This window comes from Shewanella surugensis (assembly GCF_023284005.1).
GTDB lineage: Bacteria > Pseudomonadota > Gammaproteobacteria > Enterobacterales > Shewanellaceae > Shewanella > Shewanella surugensis.
This window is the reverse complement of the sequence record NZ_JAKIKS010000080.1, coordinates 1-26,850: the sequence shown is the minus strand read 5'-3', so window position 1 is coordinate 26,850 and position 26,850 is coordinate 1. Positions and strand designations below refer to the sequence as shown.

Annotated in this window: 26 protein-coding genes and 1 pseudogene; 6 read left to right on the top strand and 21 right to left on the bottom strand. The window is 40.1% G+C overall.

What is annotated here, in order from left to right:
* Positions 1–149: 149 nt before the first annotated feature.
* The 4 genes from L2764_RS17755 to L2764_RS17740 form a co-directional block, all read right to left on the bottom strand.
* Positions 150–950, bottom strand: a complete 801-nt coding sequence (locus L2764_RS17755) for an AAA family ATPase (protein ID WP_248941663.1) — start codon at positions 948–950, stop codon at positions 150–152.
* On the bottom strand, positions 931–1,605 hold the full coding sequence (locus L2764_RS17750; RefSeq protein WP_248941662.1) for an ABC-three component system middle component 1: 675 nt from the start codon (positions 1,603–1,605) through the stop codon (positions 931–933). Before L2764_RS17750 ends, L2764_RS17755 begins: the two co-directional genes overlap by 20 nt.
* Positions 1,598–2,857: an ABC-three component system protein gene (locus tag L2764_RS17745; RefSeq protein WP_248941661.1), complete on the bottom strand. Its 1,260-nt coding sequence runs from the start codon at positions 2,855–2,857 to the stop codon at positions 1,598–1,600. Before L2764_RS17745 ends, L2764_RS17750 begins: the two co-directional genes overlap by 8 nt.
* A gap of 982 nt (positions 2,858–3,839) precedes the next feature.
* Positions 3,840–4,328 (bottom strand): GNAT family N-acetyltransferase, encoded by a 489-nt coding sequence (locus L2764_RS17740; RefSeq protein WP_248941660.1) that lies wholly within the window; start codon positions 4,326–4,328, stop codon positions 3,840–3,842.
* Positions 4,329–4,652: 324 nt separating this feature from the next.
* Between L2764_RS17740 and L2764_RS17735 the strand changes: the two genes are divergently transcribed.
* The gene (locus L2764_RS17735; RefSeq protein ID WP_248941659.1) at positions 4,653–5,102 is read left to right on the top strand and encodes a hypothetical protein; all 450 of its coding nucleotides are present in this window, start codon (positions 4,653–4,655) and stop codon (positions 5,100–5,102) included.
* A 41-nt stretch (positions 5,103–5,143) separates the two neighbouring features.
* Here L2764_RS17735 and L2764_RS17730 read toward each other — a convergent pair whose 3' ends face one another.
* From L2764_RS17730 to L2764_RS17700, 7 genes are all read right to left on the bottom strand, one after another.
* Entirely contained in the window at positions 5,144–6,130 is a 987-nt protein-coding gene (locus tag L2764_RS17730; protein ID WP_248941658.1) for an alpha/beta hydrolase, read from the bottom strand.
* Between the two features lie 161 nt (positions 6,131–6,291).
* Complete coding sequence (locus L2764_RS17725) at positions 6,292–7,677, bottom strand: class II fumarate hydratase (RefSeq protein WP_248941657.1); 1,386 nt, start codon at positions 7,675–7,677, stop codon at positions 6,292–6,294.
* Positions 7,678–7,786: 109 nt separating this feature from the next.
* Entirely contained in the window at positions 7,787–8,521 is a 735-nt protein-coding gene (locus L2764_RS17720) for a metallophosphoesterase family protein (protein WP_248941656.1), read from the bottom strand.
* 50 nt (positions 8,522–8,571) lie between these two features.
* Positions 8,572–8,874 (bottom strand): nuclear transport factor 2 family protein, encoded by a 303-nt coding sequence (locus tag L2764_RS17715; protein ID WP_248941655.1) that lies wholly within the window; start codon positions 8,872–8,874, stop codon positions 8,572–8,574.
* Positions 8,875–9,088: 214 nt separating this feature from the next.
* Complete coding sequence (locus L2764_RS17710) at positions 9,089–9,226, bottom strand: hypothetical protein (RefSeq protein WP_248941654.1); 138 nt, start codon at positions 9,224–9,226, stop codon at positions 9,089–9,091.
* A gap of 43 nt (positions 9,227–9,269) precedes the next feature.
* Positions 9,270–9,755: a hypothetical protein gene (locus L2764_RS17705; RefSeq protein ID WP_248941653.1), complete on the bottom strand. Its 486-nt coding sequence runs from the start codon at positions 9,753–9,755 to the stop codon at positions 9,270–9,272.
* Positions 9,756–9,784: 29 nt separating this feature from the next.
* Positions 9,785–10,594, bottom strand: a complete 810-nt coding sequence (locus tag L2764_RS17700; RefSeq protein WP_248941652.1) for a type 1 glutamine amidotransferase domain-containing protein — start codon at positions 10,592–10,594, stop codon at positions 9,785–9,787.
* 205 nt (positions 10,595–10,799) lie between these two features.
* On the opposite strand from L2764_RS17700, the gene L2764_RS17695 reads away from it, so the two are divergent.
* Positions 10,800–13,973 carry a hypothetical protein gene (locus tag L2764_RS17695; protein ID WP_248941651.1) on the top strand — a complete coding sequence of 1,058 codons (3,174 nt, stop codon included), beginning with the start codon at positions 10,800–10,802 and terminating at the stop codon, positions 13,971–13,973.
* Between the two features lie 85 nt (positions 13,974–14,058).
* Here the strand turns inward: L2764_RS17695 and L2764_RS17690 are convergent, their stop codons facing one another.
* From L2764_RS17690 to L2764_RS17660, 7 genes are all read right to left on the bottom strand, one after another.
* Positions 14,059–15,357 carry an NCS2 family permease gene (locus L2764_RS17690; protein ID WP_248941650.1) on the bottom strand — a complete coding sequence of 433 codons (1,299 nt, stop codon included), beginning with the start codon at positions 15,355–15,357 and terminating at the stop codon, positions 14,059–14,061.
* Positions 15,358–15,448: 91 nt separating this feature from the next.
* On the bottom strand, positions 15,449–15,841 hold the full coding sequence (locus L2764_RS17685) for a GFA family protein (protein ID WP_248941649.1): 393 nt from the start codon (positions 15,839–15,841) through the stop codon (positions 15,449–15,451).
* A gap of 108 nt (positions 15,842–15,949) precedes the next feature.
* Positions 15,950–17,134 carry a dipeptidase gene (locus L2764_RS17680; protein ID WP_248941665.1) on the bottom strand — a complete coding sequence of 395 codons (1,185 nt, stop codon included), beginning with the start codon at positions 17,132–17,134 and terminating at the stop codon, positions 15,950–15,952.
* Between the two features lie 259 nt (positions 17,135–17,393).
* The gene (locus L2764_RS17675) at positions 17,394–17,828 is read right to left on the bottom strand and encodes a GNAT family N-acetyltransferase (RefSeq protein ID WP_248941648.1); all 435 of its coding nucleotides are present in this window, start codon (positions 17,826–17,828) and stop codon (positions 17,394–17,396) included.
* A gap of 186 nt (positions 17,829–18,014) precedes the next feature.
* Entirely contained in the window at positions 18,015–18,422 is a 408-nt protein-coding gene (locus L2764_RS17670; RefSeq protein ID WP_248941647.1) for a GFA family protein, read from the bottom strand.
* Positions 18,423–18,549: 127 nt separating this feature from the next.
* Positions 18,550–18,861 carry a YciI family protein gene (locus L2764_RS17665; RefSeq protein WP_248941646.1) on the bottom strand — a complete coding sequence of 104 codons (312 nt, stop codon included), beginning with the start codon at positions 18,859–18,861 and terminating at the stop codon, positions 18,550–18,552.
* An 80-nt stretch (positions 18,862–18,941) separates the two neighbouring features.
* Positions 18,942–19,433, bottom strand: a complete 492-nt coding sequence (locus L2764_RS17660) for a hypothetical protein (RefSeq protein ID WP_248941645.1) — start codon at positions 19,431–19,433, stop codon at positions 18,942–18,944.
* Positions 19,434–19,996: 563 nt separating this feature from the next.
* On the opposite strand from L2764_RS17660, the gene L2764_RS17655 reads away from it, so the two are divergent.
* Positions 19,997–20,428, top strand: coding sequence for a hypothetical protein (locus L2764_RS17655; RefSeq protein WP_248941644.1), 432 nt, complete (start codon positions 19,997–19,999; stop codon positions 20,426–20,428).
* 128 nt (positions 20,429–20,556) lie between these two features.
* Here L2764_RS17655 and L2764_RS17650 read toward each other — a convergent pair whose 3' ends face one another.
* The gene (locus L2764_RS17650; RefSeq protein WP_376708446.1) at positions 20,557–22,374 is read right to left on the bottom strand and encodes an ABC transporter transmembrane domain-containing protein; all 1,818 of its coding nucleotides are present in this window, start codon (positions 22,372–22,374) and stop codon (positions 20,557–20,559) included.
* Positions 22,375–22,645: 271 nt separating this feature from the next.
* Between L2764_RS17650 and L2764_RS17645 the strand changes: the two genes are divergently transcribed.
* Positions 22,646–22,918 (top strand): Rdx family protein, encoded by a 273-nt coding sequence (locus L2764_RS17645; protein WP_248941643.1) that lies wholly within the window; start codon positions 22,646–22,648, stop codon positions 22,916–22,918.
* A gap of 152 nt (positions 22,919–23,070) precedes the next feature.
* Here L2764_RS17645 and L2764_RS17640 read toward each other — a convergent pair whose 3' ends face one another.
* Entirely contained in the window at positions 23,071–23,691 is a 621-nt protein-coding gene (locus L2764_RS17640; RefSeq protein WP_248941642.1) for a pentapeptide repeat-containing protein, read from the bottom strand.
* A 342-nt stretch (positions 23,692–24,033) separates the two neighbouring features.
* On the opposite strand from L2764_RS17640, the gene L2764_RS17635 reads away from it, so the two are divergent.
* Positions 24,034–25,530: an alkaline phosphatase family protein gene (locus tag L2764_RS17635; protein WP_248941641.1), complete on the top strand. Its 1,497-nt coding sequence runs from the start codon at positions 24,034–24,036 to the stop codon at positions 25,528–25,530.
* A 155-nt stretch (positions 25,531–25,685) separates the two neighbouring features.
* Here L2764_RS17635 and L2764_RS17630 read toward each other — a convergent pair whose 3' ends face one another.
* Positions 25,686–25,967, bottom strand: coding sequence for a hypothetical protein (locus L2764_RS17630; RefSeq protein WP_248941640.1), 282 nt, complete (start codon positions 25,965–25,967; stop codon positions 25,686–25,688).
* A 45-nt stretch (positions 25,968–26,012) separates the two neighbouring features.
* On the opposite strand from L2764_RS17630, the pseudogene L2764_RS17625 reads away from it, so the two are divergent.
* Positions 26,013–26,637: pseudogene (locus L2764_RS17625) on the top strand (IS110 family RNA-guided transposase); the annotation flags it as partial.
* Positions 26,638–26,850 lie beyond the last annotated feature (213 nt).

Here is a 26,850-nt window from a genome sequence, read left to right as displayed (position 1 = left end):
CAACATTAATGATGGTGTTTAAACTGGCGCAATCAGCAGAAAAAAAGTGGTATCGCCTGCGAGGTTTTAAGCTGCTTGCTGATGTCATATCAGGTATTCAATTTAAAGATGATGAACGGATAACTCAAGATCAAACAGAACATCACGATTCATTGATACACCACATTTGACAATAACTCTTGAGGAACAGTAGTCGTGCAAGTAAGCCTCTCATAAGCAACGTTACCAATATCCTCAACGAGGATCGCATTTTTAAGTTCTTCTAACGCCTGCTTTTCATTCTTAAAATACTCATTAGCACTCACAAGCTGTTTCTTAGCTGCTGACTTAAAGTTAACTATATTTTCAATACGTTGTTTCAAAGCATCAAGGTTAATAAGATGTTCAATTTGATTCGTTCTTGATTTGTTACCACCACATCTATCAGGGATAATTATTGATTTACTATCTTGCTGTAGGTAATTGAGAACAGTAAAGTTACTCAAAAATTTGTCACCTAACTTTTCAGACCAAAAAGCTTGTTCATCTGCGATTAAATTGACGTCAACAAGGTTATCAAAGCTTGTTAGTTCATATAACTTAAAATTATCAAAACTCGTGGGTTTGTTGTTTCCTTTTTTTAAGTCTTTGGCCTTAGCTAAACGCATAATAAAAAGCGATTCACTTCCTCTTTTCAACTCAACAATTATCGAAACATCCCCTACACTATCATGGTGTTGATAGAGACTTTTTGAAAACTTCTTTTTCCCTGATACATTAAGTACACCAACCCTAGCTGCAACTCTAGGAAGATTATTGCAAAATAACACTTGCTTGGCATCAAAGAGCGAAGTTTTACCAAAACCATTTGGGCCATCGTAGACAATAAGATTATGAGAATAGCTTTCCTCAAACTCGGAAAAAATCTTAAACCCGATAATTTTAAGCTTATTAATTCGCCATTTTCCCACTAATATACTCCTTTATTAATGAATCATAATCAATGTCACCGTTGCCAACCTTACTTTCGAATTCATTATTTAACGCCAATAAATTTACACTCTCCAAATATGTGTCCGCAAATCCACAAGGATCGTCTAATTCAGATTCATCAACAGGAACTAACAAAAAAGGTAACTTAATAAAAATACGGCTAGCTAAACCATACTCGGACTCTGACAGAGGGGATTCCTTGTATTGCTCAAATTTATTTTTATTCTTTATCAAATCAGCAATGTTATTCGAATCCATGTCAGCCAAAAGAGCAACTTCGGCTTGTGAAAAGTACAAAACATGCTTTTTAAAACTATAGCTATCCTCTTCAAGAGCAAAAACTTCATTTTCGTAATTAACTATTTCCGCTAAGCAATCCAACTCGAACAACACAACGACATCTGTATTTTTGGCAAACGCAGGTTCTTCTCGAAGCTCATTAGGTGTACTCACCGACACCCATTGATTAAGCTCACTCGGTTTCATTAATTTAGAAACTCGTACTACTACCAAAAATCGTTGATAATTTATAGAAGCAGCCCTGTAAAATGAAAATTGTTCAGCTGCTTGTACCACAAGTTCAAACTGACAAGGTGACTTGCGTGATAGATCTGTAATTATCTGATTAATCATTTATTTCATCCCTTGCGTTTCGGACAGACACAAACCTCACATTATTTATCTTGGTAATTCGTTTTTCATCACCTTCTGAGATATCTGTAAATTTTCCTACATTAGTAGACTTATCACTTAATCTAAATGGACTAATATCCATTTCAACAATCAAGTTTTCATAATCATATAGAACGTCTTGTACAACTTGGTTCTTACGTATTCCAACTATATTGCCTTGGATTTCATCAATATTAATTTGTTGGTTTATACGCTTAAACTGCATTGCAGTTGGTAAAAATGTACCAGCTTGGCTCTGATAATAATGAGGGAGATCGTTTTCCGTTCGAATCCCCTGTATTTCAGAGACAATACCAAGATACATTTCTACTGTTGTCGTACTAAAACCATTTAATGCTATATCCGTTTGGTTTGGTACTTTTGAAAAATAAAGTTTAGTTAATCGCTCGATATCCATATTAGCGATAACAAACCTACATTTATACAAATCATTCAGGTCAATACTCGGATCATTTTGATTAAAACGTAATAATTCATCAGTTCTCTCCAATAATGCTTTCCTAAATTTGTATAAGATTGCTTCATAGTCATCATCATGAATCACCTCATCTTTTAAGCATTCCTCTATCTCAGTGAAATAAATTGGAATAGAATTTGCTGCTTCAAACTTTCTTATCTTTTCATGCTGATTACGATGATGAGCCAAATTCACTCGAGCTGCCAATAGCATTTGCAATTTTGCTAATTTGTGTTCGATAAGGATTTCAGTGATATTTAGATTATTAGACTCAAGATATAATGTGACAACTTCATTTAGCTTCTCATCTACAGTCCCTGTTTCAACGTATTTAACCCCACCTTCATAAGAATAAAACTGAACATGGTACTCACCAGCAGAAATATCAGCCTCTCTATCACTAAAGTCATCTAATTTGGTAGATACGTGAAACCATCGATTCGTGTCATTAGAACAATCTTGAGTATTTACTTTTGCTGCTTGAATTAGTGCCTTTTCATATGCTGAACGATAAGCACTTTGCATTGTTTTTACTTGATGAAGAGATAAAACTGCACCATTAATATCATGGACAACAAAATCATCCAATGTTTCTACTTTTAACGAATGTGCATTTCGATCTCCTCCAGCTAAAAGACCTATAGCATGATAAAATGCAATTTTTCCTTGATATACAAATCCACTCCAAGCAGGAATGGCACTACTATTAGAAATCTGGGCAGATACTTGAGTCAATCGATAAATTCTCCACTATTCGAAATAAGCCCTACCGACATAATAATCACTTGCTCAATTACAAAACAACAACTTAACATAATGATACAAATTAAGGAAAATTAATCTTCATTCCCCTCACAAAAAGAGTCTAAAAATGTGATCCACCTCTTACCTTCTGGCCTTTGACTACTTACCTTGCACTACACTCTTTTTGTCCAATGAAAAGGAGCAGCTTCTGGTGGATCTTGATCAAATAAACAGAATGTAGGGCGAAGATTACAATAGTAATCGCTATGAGCGAGAGACACTGACGTCGAGCTGGCATTTAAACACGGACGTTGTTGAAGATTACAATAGTTATCGCTATGAGCGAGAGACACTGACGTCGAGCTGGCATTTAAACACGGACGTTGTTGAAGATTACAATAGTTATCGCTATGAGCGGGAGACACTGACGCCGAGATGGCATTTAAACACGGACGTTGTTGAAGATTACAATAGTTATCGCTATGAGCGGGAGACACTGACGCCGAGCTGGCATTTAAACACGGACGTTGTTGAAGATTACAATAGTAATCTCTTTGAGCGAGAGATATCGGATATCGAACTGGCCTTTAAACATGGACGTTGTTGGAAGACAAACCCAATCGAAGAAACACAGCGCTTTAGTTTTTAATCTCCCCCATCGGAGCAGCAGAGATAATTCAACAAAGAATAGTGTGATTAAGGCATGGATGCCGAAAATAGCCTTAGGTGAGCCACGGACGGCAAATATGAGGCGATAACTATTCTTGTCCTTTGAATTATAAAGCGCTTTGCTCCGCTAGGGGCGGCACAGGAGATCCAAGAGGGGATTGCTGTTGATCCCCTTTTGGCCCTATGTGAGTGGGAACTCACGACGTTAGCCTCACCGCAGGTGAAAAGAATATATTCACTCACGACCTTCCATTAAGCGAAGCTTAATCAATCAAACCTGTGTGAGTGGCACTCACTATTCCACTCACGTTCTCAACCTGGCCATCATCAAGGCATCCACATAGCCACCATTCTTAAAGGCGTAATCACGCAATAGCCCTTCTTCGACAAAGCCGTGCTTTTTATATAAACATATCGCGGCTTCATTGGTTTGGTACACTTCTAATTCTATCCGCCTGATGTTCAACCAGTTATCGGCAAGGTCCAAAGCCGCGATTAATAATTGACTGCCGACGCCTTTACCCGTGTGAACACTAGACACTCCCATGCCAAGCGTCGCCACATGTTTACGCCTCGGTCGGTCCATTACCAATAATGATAATTGCCCCACCACCTGATTATCAATGAGTGCCACTACATTAATATGATTGTCCGAACAAGCCGTGAGCCTTTTTTCCCACAGATCATCAGACTGAAAAGGGAGTTGTAAGGTGTTACTAACAGCATGCTCTTGCTCGTAAATCCCTTTAATGGCCGCTAAATCGGATAACTGACTGTGCCTCACCTTGATCACTTTATACTTACTCCTTTAGTTAACAGCATCATGCTCATACAATAAAAACAACAATAATCAACTCATTAAAAATAATGTTTAACAGTATGGCTTTATAAGGTATTAATCAATAGGTTAACCTACATTTAAATCAATATATTCATCAAAGATATTTCAATCCATGATCATGCAGGTCCTTCGCCCTAAAGATTGTCACAAAAGATCCGATTTTTTATTGTGTAATAAGGTGTAATATTTTTTACGCTGAAAAAGCGTTATCTTTCCATTAAAACATTAACTTTTTTTAACAAGTCGTGTTAATCACTCATTGGGGAGAACGCCATTATGCCTGTGATAACGAACCAACAACTCAATACATTGAAAGGCGGAGGACGGGAACTCTTTCCTGCTTTATGTGTCGATCTCAATCAAAGCAGCCAAGAGATTGTCGAACTGTCTATTACGGTGATGTTTACCGGCCTGCACTATGGTTTAAACAAAAGTGGTTTAAACAAAAGTGGCTTAAACAACAGTGACATTAACGACAGTGGCCTCAATATAAATCAATCGATGCAACTCAATCTCACCAGTAATGTGCCCAATATTGACGATAAAAAAAATTTACACGCCTTTGTGTGCCCCGCCATCGATAATGAACTTAAGATTTTTCATTGCAATGTGCAATTTGAAAAATGCCAGAAATCCGTCTCAATCACGCCTATTTTGAATACCTCTCGCTCAACAATAGAAGGCATTGAGAACGCATGTGGGCATTATATTATTAGCTACCTCTAACACTAAAAAAGAGGCGCAGCATCACAACACGGCCATAAGTCCTAAGCATCACTCTCATTCGTTGAATGACAAGCTCGCTTAAACGCCGTAACACAATCATCAATGGCCTGTTCAGACAAGGGCGATGGCGTCAAAAAATCAAATCCATGAACCGTTCCAGGGTAATGATGCAATTCAACTGGCACAGCTGCATTCATTAATCGCATGGCATACAATATACCTTCATCTCTTAATGCGTCATGCTCACAGGTAACAATATAAGCGGGTGGTAAATGAGAGAGATTATCTGCTCTTGCAGGTGCGGCATAATGAGAAGTCGGTGCTTGCGTGTCTCCTGAACAATGACGCCCTAAATAATGCTGCCATACATCTCGCACGCTCTGGCTATCGCAAATATATAACCCCTCTCCATTTTTCATCGACTCCGTTTGACCTCTATCATCCAGCGCCGGATACAGCAACATTTGCAACAATATTTTTGGCCCTTTTCTATCACGAGACATTAACGCAACGCCAGCAGCTAAATTTCCCCCCGCACTGCCGCCGCCGATCACGATGCGATTAGGATCGATATTAAGCTCATCCGCATGCTGGGCCACCCATTCGAGCGTCGCATAACAATCTTCCACCGCAGCAGGAAAAGGATGTTCAGGTGCCAGTCGATAATCCACCATAATACCGATGGCATTCGTTTTAGCCGCCATCACCAAACTTCTTGGATGATCCAGCTCTAAATCCCCCAACATAAATCCACCACCATGAAAATTTATAAAAATGGGCATGGGCACTGATTGACCCTTAGGCCGATAAAGACGAATAGGGATCTCTGGAGCGCCTTCAGGTCCTGGGATCAAATATTCAATTTCGTCGATACTGTCATCGGTTGGTCGCTCAATACCTTGCTCGACCAACATCTGTTGCATTTGCGCAAACATGGCTCTCACTTTACTGGCATCAGAAAAGTCAAAGCAAGGTAAGGTTTTCGCAATGGCCTCTATTGCCGGATCATAGATACGTTGAGGTTTCATGTCATGTTCTCCCAATAATAACTGAAGATTTCATCAACAATGCTGACGAAAGGAACTGAACGGTTTCTTTAACTCTCTGCGTTCGGCAATCAAACGCGAGTGGCTATTCATTAATCGCAACTTTCATCAGATTCAATAATAGACAGCTTATTACTGAGTATTTAGATCCCGCCTAACGTCAACTTTTTAGGATCCAGCAACACTAACAGTTCAGCGCGAGACAATGTGGTTTCTTCCTCAGCCACATCAATAATTGCCCGCTTCTCAGCGTAGGCTTTCTTGGCAATATGCGCGGCTTTTTGATAACCAATAATCGGATTAAGCGCTGTCACTAAAATAGGGTTTTTGGATAACTGCTCATTTAACTTATCATTATTCACTGTAAAATCAACAATCGCCTTGTCAGCCAACGCCCTCATGCTATTACTCAGTAAGCCAATGCTTTGTAATAAATTATAGGCAATCATGGGTAGCATCACATTCAGTTCAAAATTGCCAGACTGTCCCCCAATCGTAATACTGGTATCGTTGCCTATCACCTGAGCCGCCACCATCGCCACCGATTCAGGGATCACAGGATTCACTTTTCCTGGCATGATAGAAGAGCCTGGTTGTAATGCTGTCAATGAAATCTCACCCAATCCCGCCAACGGCCCCGAATTCATCCAACGCAAGTCATTGGCTATTTTCATTAACGCCACCGCCAATGTTTTTAAGTTCCCCGACACATTTACCGCCACATCTTGACTGGCCATTAACGAAAATTTGTTAGCACTGGGGGTAAAATCAAGCCCTGTTTTTTTCGCTAACAATTGGCTAAAAACAGGGGCGAAATCAACATGGGCATTAACGCCCGTTCCGACTGCTGTTCCGCCTTGTGCCAGCATTAATAATTCATTGACCCCCAATTCAATCATTCTTTTAGCATGCTGCAATTGACCTGACCAAGACAATAATGATTGATTTAGCCCCACAGGCATCGCATCCATTAAATGCGTCCGTCCCGTTTTAATGTAAGCCTTCAAACTGTCTGCTTTGCTCATAATACACGCGTCTAAATGTGTTAACGCCGGTAATAAATCGTCGGATATGGCGATAGCGGCACTCATATGGATCGCTGTCGGGATCACATCGTTACTGCTTTGACTCATATTGACATGATCATTAGGGTGAATCGGGCAATTTGCATGCTGACTCGCTACAGCCGCAATGACTTCATTGACATTCATATTTGAACTGGTGCCCGATCCAGTTTGGAACACATCAACGGGAAAATGGGCATCGGATGCATCATATTGTCCATCGATAATATCTTGACTGGCATCGATAATCGCTTTGGCTATATTGGGCGCCAATAATTGCAAATCCAGATTGGTTTGAGCACTGACTTGCTTAATTAACGCCATACTACGAATAAAGGCTCTGGGCATCATCAAGTCACTTATTTTAAAATTATCAATGGCTCTTTGGGTTTGTGCGCCATAAAGCGCATCTTTTGCGACCTTAACGTCACCCATACTGTCCTTTTCTATCCGAAAATCATCCATACAAAGTCTTACTCTTCAAAAGCTAAGGGATAAACAAGTATAGTGAAAGATAAAAAATATACTGGCAGAGTTAAAAAAAGTGAACACCAGTCAGTGTGGCTTTTGCCTTTCAATCTAAAATTTTCACCGCACTTGTTAATTGAGCCTTTTGAGGATCAAACCAATAAGTCATGTAGCCAATGTTGTTATTTCTTTCATATTGAGGATTATCATGATTAAAACCATATGATGTCGCTGGACAAACGATTTGATCCAGTGCATTTTTAATGTTCTGCTTAAAATATTGATGCGCGTGACCGCTGATCACCATTTGTGTTTGAGGATGAATCGCATCAATCACCGCTTGATGATTCTCAATGCCCATTTGAGCAAACCATTGGGCGCCAATATTGATCACGGGATGATGAATAATCACCACACTCTGATGCTTACGGCTCTCTTTTTTCAATAAACTCAAATGCTGTTTTGATACTCGCCCTGCCCCCAAGGGCATATTCCCCAAAGGTTTTAAACTCGAATCAATGAATAATAAACGGAGCGTTTGGCTTAATTTAACCACTTGCTTGATTTGAATGCGGCTGTGATAGAACACTTTTTTCATCATCGATAAGTCATCATGATTTCCCGCTATCGCATAAATATTAGCGATACAAGTATGCGCTTCAATCACGTCTTTGAAGAGTGTGTAACGTTCAATAGAGGCATCACACACTAAATCGCCCGTAAGCAGTAAGATATCACCATCAGCTTGCTGCTCTATATGCTGTAATACCTTGATTAAATTTTGTTTTACAGTCGGTTCTTCAAGACTTAGGTGACAATCACTGATTTGATATATTTTCATGGTGCCCAATATTTCATGGCCTTGTGGTACTAAGATATGATACCAAAAGCTTAACAGCTAACATCACACACTTCAAAAGCAGAAGATGCGGTGCCTTGGTGAAAACACATGCGCCATTGGTTGCCATTGAAGCGCCAAATGGAGCTCCGCATCGAGTAAGCCCGCCCGCTCTCACCCACCTTGTTAATCGTTGCCCGATAGGTTAACAAGGCCACATTGTCACTCAACATGGTTAATTGATGATCTTGCTGGGTAAATATAGGCGAGCATTCCTCAGGAATACGTCCTAAAGCATCGGCTTTATTATAAGGTATACCGCTACTTGGAATTTCAATAAAGTCATCATCTAGCACATACCCAAGCTACCTGAAAGTGCATGTTTTCAGAACCCGTAAAAATGCGTCATTCAAGGCGCATTATTGCAGGAATGCTTATTGCCTTTTAAGATGATGCAACGCAGAAGTCGGTATTTTTACGGGTTCCCAAAGGGTAGGTTTAAAAGCCTTTTATACTGCGTTACTGAATATCCGTTTAGAATCACTAGGCTATCTATTCAAAGCCTTGCCTTCAAGGCTTTCTATTCCAACTGAACCCTGCATCTTCAGGTGGCTTGGGTATACAATCTAACGCAATTTTAGATGCACGAATATCGGGTTTTATGCAGGCTTGCTCTAAGGCAATTAATGTCTCTTTTACTCTGTTCAAAATACGCTCCCTTCATACTCATCAACAAAAAACAATAACACACTCAGAGATGACGACCATTGACATCAATAGCATCCAATTGATTATTATCGGGTCCACCATCACGTACTGGGATCAATGCTTGAATGGCATTTGAATCCGTATTCGCGGCATCGGGATCGGTTAATGTTTTTAGAAATGTCTCCATTAGCGCCACTTCAGCATCGTTAATGTCCTGAATGAAACTCTCATTACCATTAAAAATAGCCATCGAATGCATCAAGCCTTCTGGCGCTAACACGTCCGCACAATTGCTCAGTTCTTTAAATTGTTCTAATTCACACATTTCTTCATTTTCAAAATATTGTGCAATTGACTCACTGTTATCGCGATAATGTTCAATATTACGCTTTAACGTACCAAATTGGCCATTGTGTCCCCAAGGCCCCATGATTGCCACGTTTAGTAAGGAAGGGGTACGAAAAAAACCAATATTATCAGGGGACAAAGATAGATCGGCGCTAGGTACAAGAAGAAAACGAATATACAAGGGAAATGTCGCTCTATCCCAATATTGGTCTATTCGAGGGTTGAAACTTGAGCCACTTTTTTATTGTCATTGAGCAATATCATTTCTTTCGCAACCAGAGCCGCTGAAGGCAGAAACATCGTCGATACTATGCGCTCATCAATAACAACATCATGTTTATCGTTTAGCGTTTGTTTGTTTTGTGCAATCGCACCGTTTTTATTGAGTTGTGTTTCAACCAAAAAAGGTAACAAGCTCCCTTGCTTGGCCCATGACTTAGTTATTTCGGTACTATTAGGGAACCCTGCCACTTTTTTACCTTTTACCAAAAAAGTTCCATCTGAAAGCTGAACATTGGCAAACGCCCCTGCACCATGTCCACCCGCCCCAACAATGCCACCCGATTCATAAATAGTCTGAATAATCGTCTGCAGCTTCTTATTCGGTGTAACATCAAATAAAGGTCCATAGCCTCCACCAATATACACCCCCCAATAATCATTGGGGTTTATCAAGTCTGGTGAAAAAGTATGCGCAGTTTTATCCAAAAAGCCTTCATATTTTATGGCATAACTGCTGATCCCTAACGGATCCATCATAAATTCAACTTTTCCTCCTTTAGGAGAAACAAAATCGACTTCCACTCCATGACTCATAAACACATGAAATGGCGGAGCCACTTCCCATAGATTATTACGAGCATCATGTTTGTCTTTATCACCCATATCAATCATGTTAGAGGTGATAATCAACATTTTTTTAATGGTTATCGGTGATAAGTTATTCTTAACTTCTGCAGAATAACTCAAAGAAGAAAATAGACTTGCCGTAACAAATAAAACCTTATATAGATGCTTCATTATATCCCTTAATGACTGATACCTTTGTGTTTAATTAATAATTAACATTCCAAACAATATTCTTTATCTCATTGTTAATTTTCAATATCTACATTAGATAGGTCATTCCACTCACCCTCTAATCATTATGTCAGCTCTTTTCATTACTTTGACTATAATGATTTTAGTGGTTACTTCTTATGTCTACTTATGGAAAGGTTTGACCATGCTAAACTTATTATCTAATGAGAACGGTGATCACAATAATTTATCTTCCGTCAAAATATTTCATCACTGCATTTTTCTATTTATTTCAATATTTATAATATCGTGTGGAGAGAGTGGTACTGCTATTATAGATAAAATTCAAGAAAGCAAATCAACTTATTTCACACCAACATTAAAAACGAATACCTTAGCCAGTGGCGGCTCGACTCAACTCACTATCTTTAGTAATGCTGCCGTTGACGGTTATGAAAAACTATCGATTATTTATGATGATACATTGGTGAGCTTATCCAATGATTTTTGCATCATTGTGGAGACAGAAACACATTGCGATGTAGTCCTAACGGCCTCTAACGTCATAAAAACAACCTCTGGCACCTTGAGCTTTAGTCGTAGTTCAAGCATAAACAGCAACTTTATTCCCGCCAGTGTCACTTATACGATAGAGCCCTACACTAATACCACTTTGCTTACCGCTAGTTTTTCAGACACGCTCAACAGTGGTCAAATCGCTGACATTATCATTGAAGCCAATCAAGCTGCCCCTTCAAATATAACCATAATAGCAACTGACTATAACAGTGACTTATACGTGCAAAAACTCGGATATATCTATTATACCAACGGTAACAGCTGTACCATTACCACTGGCAAAATCGAATGCCGCATTCCCATCCAAGCCTCGACGGTCTTTGAAGATACGCCTTGGACACTCAATTTAGCCACATTTAACCCAATAGCAAATTTTGAAGCAGACAGTCTCGATTATACGGTTTATGCAAGCGATAATAGCAATGTAAATGTAGAAGCATACTTATCCCCTAACCCCATAGCCAGTGGCGAGACAGGACGATTACTGCTGCAAACAACAAAAAGCCCTGCTGAAGATATTAATATTAGTATCACCTCATTTGATAATACTCAACTGTCTATCCCCTCTTCAAGCTGTACCATCATCGCAGCAACCTCCGCCTGCATGATTGAAGTCACCGCACTCAATATCACTGAAGCAGAAACAGGCACAATTAGCTTAGAAAGTGATGATTATACTATTGCCGATATTGATTATGATATTGACACACAAACCTTTGATGGCTTAGTACGAGGTTGGCCTGATTATTTAGCCATGGGCAACATTACCGATGCCTCAATTTACGTTGGTAGTGACTTATCCTCTACCCAAGTCTCACTAGCACAATACCCTGTGAATGCCATTTTTAAGTACGCAGGCACCGGACAGCCTTATGATCAAAATGACGCCATTACTTTTCCTTACTCAACCTACCAAACCATAGCTCAAAGCAGCTTTCTCACCCAAGACTATGCGAGCCCAAATGCCCTGCCCGCAGGCACATCGACAACCAAACCGACTATGGTTGTCTATACCGCGAACTCAAGCTATAGCTGGTACCCTGTTGTCAATGATTTTACCGGCGGGGTCATGATGAATTATTTTAGTAAGCTGATACTCATCGCTCAATTACTTGAAAAAAAAGGCATGGGCTCAGTGATCCTTAACCCCGATCTATTAGGTAATTTCGAGAAAAATTACGACACAGATTATGTTGATGTCAATAAACAACTTAGTGATAACAAAGATTATACAGTACAAAATTCTCTCGATGCTGCGGTCTCATTTTCCACCCGTTATCAGTCTTTTTCTAACGTCAATTGTGAAGGCCTAGAGGAGCTTTACGTCACCCCTCTAGAGCTGTTTAATGTTCTAATTGAAACCTGCAATCCTAACTACCTCTACGCGGCCTATGAAGATTGGAACGACATTATGACCACCTCAGGCCCCGATATATCAACCACAACAGGCAGCGAAAACTATTCCCCCCCAGATTTAAGCAGTAATAATGTCATTGCTTGGATCAACGCCACCAACTGGATCATGCATACCTTCGCCCCTAATATTAGTTATGGCTGGCAAGAAAACCTATGGGCAACAGGCAGTAGCACGTGGATTTATGGCGCAACAGCCGATACCATTAGCAGCCAAGCGACTAAAATCAATAGTTACCTTGAAGAATGGGCCGTGTTTAATGGCCAATACCAACCTGACTTCATTGTATTTGATCGTTATGAAGGTGATGATTTTATGCCTGAGGTCTATGAGGCAAGCTATTTATATAATGCTAGCAGCTGGAGTAACTACCTCAACTTTGTCGGTGAAATGAGTAACACTTTAGAAAAACCCGCCATGATTTGGCAAATACCAGGCGCTCATATTCAAACAAGTGATGATATTGATAACGACCCTACTCGCATAACCGATCAACATGGGGGAACCGCGCCTAACTTCTTTTTCTCTGAGACACAAGGCGGTATCGCTGCCGTTGATTATGACAACTTAATGGCATATATCGACAATATTACCTTCACTCTTTCCAATGGCAGCTTCGATATTGATGTTGCCATGCCCGATTATTTACAAATGCAGCCCGATGGCAGTACCGATGATATTTATTATTGGAATGAAGGACATTTGGATAACACCACCAACAACAATATTTTCGCCATCCTTTGGGGCGGTGGAAACCAAGCAACGGGTGCCATTGATATCGCACTCAATACCGAACTCTACGACAATGGTTGGTTGGGCACTAGGATCAGTAGTTACTTGAATAACCCTGAATACTTTCCCACGCAAACAGAACTACCTTTTTGTGTGTGGCTAAACCCTAATACAAAAGGCCAAGCCTCGCTAGATGCCATTGTAGAAGAAAACATCAGTGGGACCCGTTGCCCTTTTTTTGATGCACACATTACGCTATTTTGTGGCAGCACTGATTTACCCAAACAGGCACTCATCAATCAATTTAACACCGCATTCGCTAATGAAAATACCACTGAAGCAAGCATATTAGGGACCCAGTGGGGCACTGACTTCTTCAAACGTTTTTATTATCAAATTAAAAATAATACTCAACTCGAAAACCTTTATGAAACAGCAAGTACTTTAAATAACAGTTCCACTTACCGCTTTGCGCCACATATTAGCCTTTTTTATGGGAATGAAAGTGATATTCCAGAAGATAAAGTACTTTCCGCTCCCCATCTAGAAAACTTAAACTTTAATAAGATAAGTTTAATGTCAGATTGCTCAGAGGAAACCTATGCCTGTGTCTCATCGTGGGAAGAATACGCCAGCATGTCGCTAAATGAATAACTGAATTCAATTTAATCTCTCACATTAGTTGGATCGGATAAACTGGCTAAAACGTGAGTCTGTTTTTTTCAACGTGCCAACAAGATTAAATCCAGAGATACTTAGCTAAAAATGCCAATGCAACGCCCCAAACACACAAATTCAACTCTTTGTAACGTCCAGCCCCTAATTTTATGATGACATAACTCATAAACCCCAACGCAATCCCATCTGTAATGGAAAAACTGAACGGCATCATAATTGCCGTCAAAAATGCAGGAGCAGCTTCAGTTAAATCTTGCCACTTTACTTTTGCCAGCTCCTCTACCATCAACACACCCACATAAACTAGCGCACCTGCCGCGGCATAAATCGGCACCATTTGTATTAAAGGGGAAATAAAGATAGCTAATAAGAACAATATCCCCACCACAACGGCCACTAAGCCCGTGCGACCACCCACTGAAATACCTGATGCACTTTCAATATAGGCGCCCACTGATGATGTCCCCATCACTGCACCAAACATTGATGATGAACTATCAACAAGCAATGCCCGTTTCATCTGTTTTTTACCTTCAATGCCCTTGATTAGACCTGCTTTATCAGTCAAGCCCACTAAGGTGCCCGTTGAGTCAAATAAATTCACTAACATGAAAGAAAAAATAATGCCTGCAAGCTCTGGACGCAGTGCTTCGGTGACATCTAACTGACCCAATATCGGGCTAATACTGGGGGGAAGTGATACGAAGCCGTGAAATTGCACATCGCCAATCAAAAAGCTAATTAAAGTTGTTACACATAGTGAAATCAATACGGCAGCATGAATGCCTCTCGCGGCAAGACATACAATAATGAAAAAACCTAACGCGCCTAATAGATTAGAGGTGGCACTTAAATCCCCTAATGCGAGCATAGTATCGGGATCTTTCACCACTATGCCCATGTTTTGTAATCCCATGAATGCAATCATTAAACCAATGCCACTCACGATCCCAATTCTTAATGAAACAGGAATATGACTTAAAATCCAATATCGAATACGAAATACCGTTAACAAGAAGACCCCAAAAGCGCCCCAAAAAATGGTCCCCATGCCAACTTGCCAGCTATATTGCATGCTTAATGTCACCACAAAAGCAAAAAAAACATTCAACCCCATTGCGGGTGCTAATGCGACAGGCAAGTTAGCCATCAACCCCATCAAAATAGACCCTAGGCCCGCAATTAAACAAGTAGTGACAAAAACGGCCCCCTTATCCATACCGGCCACAGCTAAAATTTGCGGATTAACAAAAATGATATACACCATCGTAAAAAAAGTCGTCACGCCTGCGATGATTTCTGTTTGAATATTGGTGTGGTGTGACTCAAGTTTAAATAGACGTTCAAACAATCCTTTCATCGTCCTTCCTAATATAGAGTTATCATAACAATGTGCTTCAATGCGTATGAAGTTAGACTTTCTTTTATCAAAATGGATTTATAATGACTATTTACCTCCCTTTTAAGTGTTTAGGCATCTCATCCGCCACACTAAGCCACTGCACTTGAGTCTCAGTATGTATATGATAACGCGGCTTGATGACATTAGGCTCATCAAGCGATACAATATTTAAGGTAAAATAATCTGGATACTCAAGACTCCGGTAACTGAGTGTTGAGCCACAATGCCCGCAAAAACCTCGACGAATATTATCCGATGAAGCATACTCAGTGACTTTTCCCTTAAGCCAATGAATATTTTCGGCTTTAAAATCCATCCATGCCGCCACTGGGGCACCTGTTACCTGTTGACAATCGCGGCAATGACAAAAATCGGCATCAAACGGCATCGCTTGGACTTCATAGCGAAGGGCGCCGCAATGACAGCCTCCTTGCATCTTCATTGACACTCTCCTTATTAACCCTACCCTCACAGCCCATTATATTCAGCTTAACGCAATGACATAATGGGCATGTATTCATTTAGACTCCATTAACCGACTTAAACAGCGCTAATGGCTCGCGGCATAATCTTCAACTTGCTTCCAGACGCGCAATAAATTACCCGATAAAATTTTCTCAATATCGGCCTCACTGTAACCTCGATTTAAAAAGCCCGCGATTAGGTTAGGATAGGCTGCCACATCTTTTAATCCTTCTGGCAAGCTATCACCCACACCGTCGAAATCTGAACCAATGCCGACATGCTCAACCCCGACGAGTTTAATCACATGATCAAAATGATCCAGCACATCATTAAGAGTGGCGAATTCAAACGGAATGCGTTGTCGATAATCACTGCTGAACGCTTTCAGTTCTTCACTGTCTTCTGCCACCTGATGTGCTTCCATAAAGGCTGTTTCAGCTTTGGTGTAAGCTTCATAATTTTCAATAGATTGTTGTGAAATAAACGTCGAACCAAAATTAATTTGAATAATGCCTCCTTTTTCAGCCAGTAAGCGGATCATGTCATCATTCATATTACGTTCAAAACCAGGGGTAAAATACCTTACTGACGAATGAGAGGCTATCACGGGAGTTTGACTTATCGCCATTACTTGATAAAACGCCTCATCAGAAATATGCGATACATCAATCATCACGCCCAGCTTATTCATCTCTTGCACTAATACTTTACCAAATTCAGTCAAACCATGAGCGGGACGCTTAGTGTCATAGGAAGAATCTGAAATATGGTTCGCTTTGGCATGGGCTAAAGTAATGTAACGTACGCCACGTTCATAAAAATGGCTGAGATTGGCTAAATCCCCTTCAATGGGGCTGCCATTTTCCATCCCCATGGGGAAAGAGATTAAACCATTCTTAACGTTGTCTTGCACTTCATCCGTCGAATAAGCTAACGCAAATTTATCTGGAGATGCCTTCACTAGCGCTTCAACCACATCGATCAATTGATCAGCCAACACTTTACTCTGACCGGTTCCTTCCAATGACGCTGGCGTGTAAATCGACATAAAAGGTGCATTTAAGCCGCCGCTCACTGCTCTGGGATAATCAAAATCTCCCTTTTCGGTATGCTGGCTCACATCTTCAAAGCTATCATCGAGGCGATAAGGCACATCAATATGGGTATCTGCGATAATCGTTTTCTGCGCAATCTCATTGGCTTTGGCACTATTTTCACGGGCGATTTCATTAGCGTCGGGCTGACTTTGACAAGCTGTCAGGCTCAACATTAATGCCATCGCAGTCGTCATTCCCAACGCTCGCGGTAAAGAGAGACCGAGAGAAGGCACAGGAGTGATAGGTAATCGTTTGGTTAAAATTGCATGGGAAAAGCGTGTCGAAAACGTCATGAAGAATGTCTTAGAGGTTATTATTTTTCAACACTTTATCCTTGTCACTCACAAGTGTCAAAAATGTTAAAAGTATTATTGAATAAATAACTACAGGTCTAATGCATGCTCCTGCAGCATTTTATCGGCTTTTGAGGCGTTACAAAGCCATTTCCATTTGACAAAAGATCACTCCAGATTTCATAAAATCATCCCCCTTTACTGTCATACCAAATCGAGCATAAAATGCCACCGCATTGCGGCGAGCATCACACCAAAAATAATCGGCCCCAAGCCCTTTCGCTACGCCAATCATATGAGTAAGCAATAGGCTGCCAAACCCTTGACCTTGATATTCAGCTAAAGTAGCAAACTTACGTAACTGCACCCTCCACTCAACAAAAAATAGGGAAGCCACACTGATCAAATCATTGTCAATATAGGCACCATAATGCAGCGCTGACTCATCACCTGACACTTTACAAAATGACGCCACTTTATTTGGCCATAAAACTTGATGTCTTATGGGCAATGTCTCTTTCCAGCTGATCTTTTTGATCTTGATTAGCACATTTGGCAAGTTAACCTCTTTCATACCCAAGTTCATTCATATTCAAAGAGCCCCCACAATGAAAACACCTAATATTCTATATATTAAGCTATCGAGGCAATAGATTAAAACATAAAATGGAGTAATAAGGCTTAGATAGATAATCGCCTGATTTCGGTATCGATCCCACCATACTCAAACAAGTCAAGAAGACATTATTCAAGAAACGGATCATTCAGGGAAAGTATCAAAAACGGGCAATTCTGCAAGCCCATCATCCCAATGAGCTCGACTAGCACCAAATAAATGTGCACTGGGTTTCAAATTGACGGCTTCATCAAGACTGCCAGCAGGTACCGCTAATAACTTACCTTGCATTTGCACATTAGGTAGCGCTGCGCCACAAGTGGCACAAAAACTCTTAATATGTCGCGTAGCAGGTAAATTAAACGTAGTGATTTGATCTTCACCAGCCTGCCAAACTAAACGTGCCGTCGTAGAAAATAAATTCGCGGCATGAGCTGAGCCGGTATCTTTACGACAATATGCACAATGACAAAGGAAGAAATGTTCAAACTCTCCCTCAATTTCAAACTTCACCGCCTGACACAAACAACTGCCCTTAACCTTTTTACTCATCTTAATACTTCCTATCGGCTTATAGGCAAACCCATTAAATGAAATCCTCCAAGGTGTCACGATCTTTCATATCAATAACTACAATGAAGAAAAATAAGATTCATGATAAACACAAACAATATCTCCGCTAATCCAATAGAAAGTTAAGCCTGTCATCTGTTTTTGAAGGTAATATTTCAATGATCTCTGGCGTCACTATTTGTTCAGTGACAAAAGGATCTTCTCTGAGCAGCGTGTCTAACGCCTCCCGTGAAATATTATGGGCGATGATCCCGCCCCCGAGTTCTGGCTGAAGACTGCCTGACAGTAAAAAAACGCCTTTATCAAACCCTCGCTGCAACCAAGCAAGATGCTCTGGCATAAAGGCTTTCGCTTTGTTTTCAGTCTCAGAATGATCTAAATTTTGCTCAAAAGAAAAGGATAACTTAATAATAAACATGCCGACTCCTTGTTAATGTACTGCTATACTTACTATGAATATATTTCACATATAATCTTGCTTATATGCCGTTATTAATTCTACAAGTTACTTAACATCACACAGCTAATAGAACCCGTATTATGACTCCGATCATTCCTTAACCACTTACCGTATAAGAACCAACGATCGTCTAACTGATTAAAACGGATCACTTCAACACCATTGAGCGTTTTATTATTTGGAAAGTGTAAGTTGTAAGATAAAGACAAGGTTTCATTTTGTAAGATAGCAACGGCTTGAGCATCAATTTTTTGGCCATTTAAGCTATAAACCCAGTTAATATCATAAGTTTGATACTGCCTGCTCTTTCCATGACTTAGGGATAATGTTAGTTTTTTATTAGTGTAAATTTCTTTAAGGTTTTTATTGTTAGTGCTGATGCATTCATATTGACCCGATAAATCAAACTGTTCCTTTACTCTCGTCGTTAAGCCATTCACCTTGCTATCTACAGCCATACTGACCAAACTTGCGACACAAAATAACAATATTAACCACAGAGAATGATCCTTAAAAGTCATTCCTTTCATAATCGTTCCTTTTATAAAATATTTTTCATCAAGAAGATGGATAGGCATTGGCTCAAAAAACACTTTTGGTTAAATATATTCATCAAATTTTTTCATATGAGATTTCAGACTGGATCACACTCAAATCTTATGCTCACGTCATTCCTAAGCCCAGGTGACTAACCATTCCAGAGACTCAAAGGAGCAAATTTCAATCTCCCACTACCATACCGATAATGGCTCCCATAATGCATCCATCAAAAGCACTAAAACTAACACCTACTTTTCAATACCATCATCTAGACAATGAAAAACAAGTCACACTCTACTCCTGCAAATTAAAATACCATATATGCTCATGCCAATGATTTTAAATTATTTTTTAAATCTAAAATTCATCGGAAAAATATTATTCAAAAATAAATCAAAAAAAATTTGCAGAATGAAATTCTTATACTAAAATTTTTCTGCTTCGAAAGCGTATTAATCAAGTCACACTTTAGAAAGCAATTAACCACTTCCTCTGTGACATACTATGATCACGAAAGGAAGAGACTATTCACATTCAAAAAATGGATTTTAAAATGAACAATAAAATGGATACAAACTCAACTTTCATCTCAAGCGCTGGTAACAAATTACAGCTCAATCTAAGCTACGTACACTGCAGCGTAACCGGCGATCACCAAAACAATGGCGATGATTTATATATCAAATATCGAGCTGATAGCCAGACTATTGATACACGTTATCCTACAGATAAAGGTTCCGTCTTTGTTTATGATTTAAAAGCAGGCCAAAATGCATCTATGAATATCATTATTGAATTTACCAATTCCGTTCGGGTAGAATTATATGATGTCGACGGTGCTGGAGATGAATCATTAGGCTCAGTCACTTATAGCACCGATGATCTTCTCGATGTTGAACTCATTGACGATACGAACTCTCCACATGATGGCCAATATCAATTCCATTCAAGCATCAGCACAATCGCCAAAAAAATGGTAGGTTAATTCCATTATCAACCAGCCAAGGTCGTCACTACCTTGGCAAACACACCTTTATTTATACCAATCCGCCTGATAGGTAATCAATTTAGTGCCTCTCAGATTTTTCAATTCAAGGAAGATTGACATTATTTTTAAGAGGCTTGTGACTTCTCTATTCGATCAAACTGCAATTCGCATAAGCGTTTATATAGCGAGGACGTCTTCAGCAATGATTGATGAGAGCCAGTATCCACAATTTGCCCTTGATCCATGACCACTATCATATCGGCATGCACCACAGTCGCGAGGCGATGCGCAATAATTAAAGTGGTCCGATTTTGCATCAGTTCTTTCAATGCCGCTTGGACATGATATTCACTATCAGCATCTAAGGCACTGGTGGCCTCATCGAGCAAGAGCACTTCAGGATCCTTTAAAATAGCACGCGCGAGGGCAATACGCTGCTTTTGTCCACCAGACAAACGCACCCCCTGCTCACCCAAATAACTTTGGTAGCCTTGAGGCAATCGTTCAATAAATTCATGAGCATGGGCCCGTTTGGCCGCATCAATGACGTCCTCATCCGTCGCATTCGGCCTACCATAGCGAATGTTATGCCACACATCAGTACTAAACAACACTGGTTGCTGCGGTACCATGCCCATGGCTTGCCTAAGCACGGTTAAATTAAGCAGAGTCAGATCGACACCATTAAATATAATATGCCCTTGTTGGGGATCATAAAAACGCTGAAACAGCTCAAAAAGCGTCGTTTTACCGGCTCCTGAAGGCCCCACAAATGCAACCACTTTGCCTTTAGGTATTTGTAAATTAATCCCTTTAAGTGCCGCAATATTTGGCTGTGACGGATAATAAAAGTCACCGTTTTTAAATTCCAAAACCATCTCATGATGATGTTGAATATCTTGAGGGATCTTAGGCTCTAAAATGGTTGACTCCACTTTCAATAATTCAAGTAGCCGCGTTGCAGAACCCGCTGCCCGCTGTAACTCCCCATAGACTTCACTGATAGTGGCCACCGACATGGCAACCATGATGGCATAAAAAATAAAGGCACCCAGCTCTCCTCCCGTCATTTTACCCGATAACACATCCATGCCACCAACCCATAACATCATACTAATAGCCGAAAAAGTCAGAAAAATCACCACAGCAATGAGAAACGATCGCTGCTGCACACGGTGCTTAGCCACTTCAAATGCTTTTTCCACCTCGGCGCCAAAAGCTGCTTGCTCTCGACTTTCATGGGTATACCCTTGCACGACTTTGATATTTTGGATAATTTCACCCGCATAAGTACCAATATCGGCAATCGCATCTTGACTACTGGCGGCCAATGTTCGTACTCTGCGACCAAAAATAATCATAGGCACTAAAATAAGCGGCACACAAATAATCACAAACAAGGTCAATTTAACACTAGTAATAAGCAGCATAATGAGACCTCCTATTAGCATGAACATACTGCGCAGCGCCATCGAAAAAGAAGAGCCAATAATGGATTGCAGTAATACCGTATCAGTGGTCAAACGCGACATGATCTCACCACTGCGATTTTCTTCAAAATAACTAGGATGTAAAGTCACAATTTGATTAAATACCGCCTTTCGAATATCACCACTCACTCGCTCTCCAAGCCAAGACATCAAATAAAAGCGGGTAAATGTTCCGACAGCGAGCAGACTAATCAAGCCCATCAGCACAAAAATAGCATCACTGAGTTGCGCTTTAGAACCTGCAATAAATCCATTATCCACAATGAATTTAACCCCTTGGCCTAACGATAAACTCACCCCTGCGGTCAATAACAAAGCCAATAAAGCACTCACAGCCATTAACTTATAAGGACGAATAAAGGCAAAAATAGGCAATAAGCTGGTGAAGGCTTTTGTTTTTTTAGCGTTTGTCTTTTTTGAATGAGCAGAGGATGTAGACTGATGTTCATCTATTACTTTATGATTATTATTCAAGACCGTCTCAACTATCTAAAAGAGAAACAAAAGACATGGTCATTCATTGACCCTATTTCAAGCCTCAAAAATAAAATAGTACAATAAGATTAAATAACGTAAAGCCATTAAATACCATACGCTCGTATTCAGCCAACGTATTTAAGGCTAAAATTTAAAAAGTCGTGAAATCAATCTAAACTATTGTACCCTACAGTATTTATTACCTTAAATGCAGCCGCTTACGAATGAATAAGGAAACACCTTCCCCATGAAACCTAAAATTACCATCCACTACTGTGTATTATGCCAATGGTTATTAAGGAGTGCTTGGCTTGCTCAAGAGCTCTTGTCCACCTTTAGTGATGAATTGGCAGAAGTCTCATTGGCCCCTGCGACGAAAGGCACCTTTAACATTTACTACAATGACAAACTAATCTGGTGTCGAGAACAAGATGGTGGCTTTCCTGAAGCAAAAATATTAAAACGTCGCGTGAGAGATCAATTGGATCCACACAGGGATTTAGGACATATCGACAGCTGATGCTGGACCAGCATGCTGAACTTATGAGGCATACCTGAGTTCGCCAGGACCCTGTAGCACACTCTGCGAACTCCAGCTTCATACGAGAGGAAAATGATTACCAATAAGCATATTTAGCCAACGAGCAAGTTTACGTTTTTGTTGATATTACACTAATCCACCAATGTAATATCAAGTCCCTGTAATAAACTCATAGCCTCGAGTCGTGAAAAGGTCGCCTTAGTAAGTGAGTTATTCAAAATATTAATGTCGAAATGAACGGAATCGGTAAAATCCACCTGTTGCAACTGCGTTCGAATAAACAGGCTTTGGGATAAATCACAATTTATCATCTTCGAGTGCTTAAAATCGCCTTCTCTAAAATCAACATCATGTAACTTACACTCATCAAGCACGACTTCATGTAATGTGAGTCCAAAAAATGAACCACCATTAAGCATGCACTGTTTAAATATCAATTCTGGTACCAATCGAAATGTGGGCCAATCGGCTTGTGTCCAATCAACCCCAACGAGTTTGCATTCAATAAATTTCACATCAAATAGCTCAGTATAAAGCCATTTTATGACACTCATCTGACAACGGTTAAAGTGGCAATGAATAAATCTGCAATGTTTAAAAGTGGCCTCATTAAAATCACAATCATTAAACGTGCACTCCTCAAACTCCATACCTGAAAAGTGCTGCGGGCTCACATTTACATTATCAAAAATACATTCAAAATATTCGCCATTATTGACCCATCGCCCCTCAATGTTCTCAGACTCAATCATTCCATTTCCCTTATTTTTAATCAATTAAACGCATCACCAACCTCACATTGACACTGTATGAAATCACAGTGCTTAATACAAGCAAAGCTTAGGGGCTGTCATCTTTATTAATTGTTAAACGTCAAAATGAAATGAGTCAAGCCATCAGAACAGACTAAAATCATTCATTCAGTCAATACCATCACTCGCCCGTTCACATTACTATTATTCTCATTTATCCCAAAATGTATACGCTAGAGTGTCATTGCGTTTACTGAGCATTTAGGGATAAAGCTTGATCAAAAAATGAAAATATCACCAATAACAGCCATCACCTGTCACCTCATTTAGTTAAGGATAAATATGAAGAAAATCATCTCAACAATCCCCTTAATAATGACATTCAGCCTCACAGTGGTGAGTCTCACTGTTCAAGCTGCCAATAAAGTTGTCATCATCGGTGTTGATGGCATGGGTGGACACTACATCTCCCAAACACCCACTCCTACGTTGGATAACATGGCGAGTGAAGGGGCTCATACCCTTTCCATGCAGAATGTCTTACCTGTTATTAGTGGCCCAAACTGGACGGCAATGATCTCAGGCTCATACCCGAGTAAAAACAAGGTCACATCCAATATTGATCTGTATAAAAATCAAGTTGAAACCCTTTTTTCAGCCTATCGTGAACAATACCCACAAGGCGAAATGTGGACGCTATACGAATGGCAAGGCTTTCAATCACTACTCAATGCTAGTGATGCTTTTCAAATCAATGAGCATGTCGCTGAAGCGACAGCGATACCTCAAACCATTGCCCTGATGCAAAATCAGACTTGCCTGCCTGATTTACTCTTTTTACATCTCGATTATGTCGATCATGCTGGCCATAGTGAGGGCTGGGGAAGCCTGCCATATCTCAACGCCATTAAACAAGCCGATAGCCAAATTGGTGATTTACTGGATGCCATAGATCACTGTGATGACACAGACAAGGTAACGGTGATGGTCATATCCGATCATGGTGGCTTTAAAGAGACCCATCAATCTTGGGATAATGCCGTTTCGCGTTCGATCCCGTTTTACATCACGGGGCCCAACATAAAAAGTCAGTATGAAATCACCGACACAGTACGAATATGGGATTTATCGGCCATGGTGGCCACAATATTGAATGTTACTATACCCCACTCTTGGGTATCACAGCCCATCCATTCTGTATTTGAAGATGAAAATCATCAAGCGAGTGAAACGATACTGCCCTCGAATCTGTCTCAGTACAGCACAACCAACACTTACACACAGGTATACCATTCGACCGGGACTGGGGTAAAAAATGATGTCAGTATCTGGACTCCTGACATGAATAATCAACAAGGCTATACGATTAACCAAATCGCAGTAGAAGGCCTCCAAGCGCCCTCTATGAACAGTGTGATATTCATAGAAGACAACCCTGAAATCTTAGCCAAGCCAGTAGGCTATGAATTTATTAGCTATGATAAGCTATCTGGAGGCACACAAGATGCGGTGTATTGGCGACCTATTGCCCCATCAGGTTTCACCTGTATCAGTGATATTGTCACCATAGGCTATGAAGGTTATGGCCTTAAACCCTATGATATCCCTGAGCCTAATTTGGCAAGCTTTCGCTGTATTAATAGTGCGTTACTCGCAAAAGGGTTATTTCATAGAGTGTGGACAGACAAGGGCTCTGGGGCAAAAATGGATGTGAGTGTTTGGAATGGCATCAACAATTTATTCGCCATTCCAACCTATGCTTTCCGCGCTCGAAGAACATCATATGAATTTGATTTTGGCTATCCTCTTTTCTATGATTTAATACCTTCATCACAGTAAATCACAGCCATGAGCCATTATTTTCAAGTCGGTTTCTCATATACGTTAACTTGACTCGCATCGAAGGAAACATATTTATTTGTGCCATCGGCGACAATGGTTCAGGATAATACCAAACGATCCCTATTATCATAATATGACACTCAGCATTCAAATTAACACGACTCATGCTTGTCGTCTTTCACATCGTAATCGATTAAATTACCTTGCTTATCTAATCGCATGTGACAGCAATCATCGAACACTTGACGTAGTTCCCCTCGCGCTTTTTTCACTCTAGACTTAAGCGTTGAGTAAGGGATCCCATTCGCCGTCGCATAGTCTTTTTGTGACATCCCATTAAGCTCAATGGCCGTCAGTAAACGGGCATGATCTCCCGATAACACCCGCACAAAAGGCTCAATAGAGACAACGATCATGAAAACAATAAATGGCATGAAAGACAATTTAAGAGATAGTTATTTGACAGAGCAAATCTTTGTATTCCTGCTCAACATGTCACCCCTTTGTTCGAGGTAATAAGAATGATACTAATGATGCATTAGCTATTTTTGAAGCGAGTACTCGACCTGGCATTCGCTTTGTCCCGATAAAATCCGAGGACCAGCAAGAAGTCATGATGATGCACAGGATAATAGACCGATTAATTAAACAACGCATTGCTTGCACTAATCAGATACGAAGCTTACTGGTGGATTTTGCGCATTTGAACAAAACATGTGGAGCATTATTAGTGATAAAGAACAGAGACCTTTACTAAAATATCTCGTTAATCAAATCTTTGATGAATACCAATACATCAGTCAACATCTTAAAGAATTAAATAAACTCATTAAACAGAAAGTAGAGCAAATACAAGCAGGTCTTATTATGATGAGTTTACCCGGCATTGGCCCTATCATTGCTTCTGCTTTTGAAGCTAATATCGATAAGGCTCAAGCCTTTAATTCTCCTTCTGAGTTAGCTGTATGGTTAGGATTAACGCCTAAACAATATGCTTCAGGTAATAAAAGTCGGTTGTATGGTATTACGAAGCGAGGGGATAATTATTTACGAAAACAGTTAATCCATGGAGCGAGAACCGTTGTGAAGTACCTGAGTATTAAATTACCATAAATTCGTTCACTATTAGAGCAACGTGATAACATCAGTGCTTAGAGCATCATTGAACTTGTTTATTTATCATTATTTTGTATAACTATTATTAGCATATGAATTATCACTTTTTATAAATGAAACAAGTTAGAGCCCTGTTATCTCATGAGTTCACCACGCTAGAAGAAGCGTTCAAGAATAATCCTAAACATCGCTGTAGAGTTC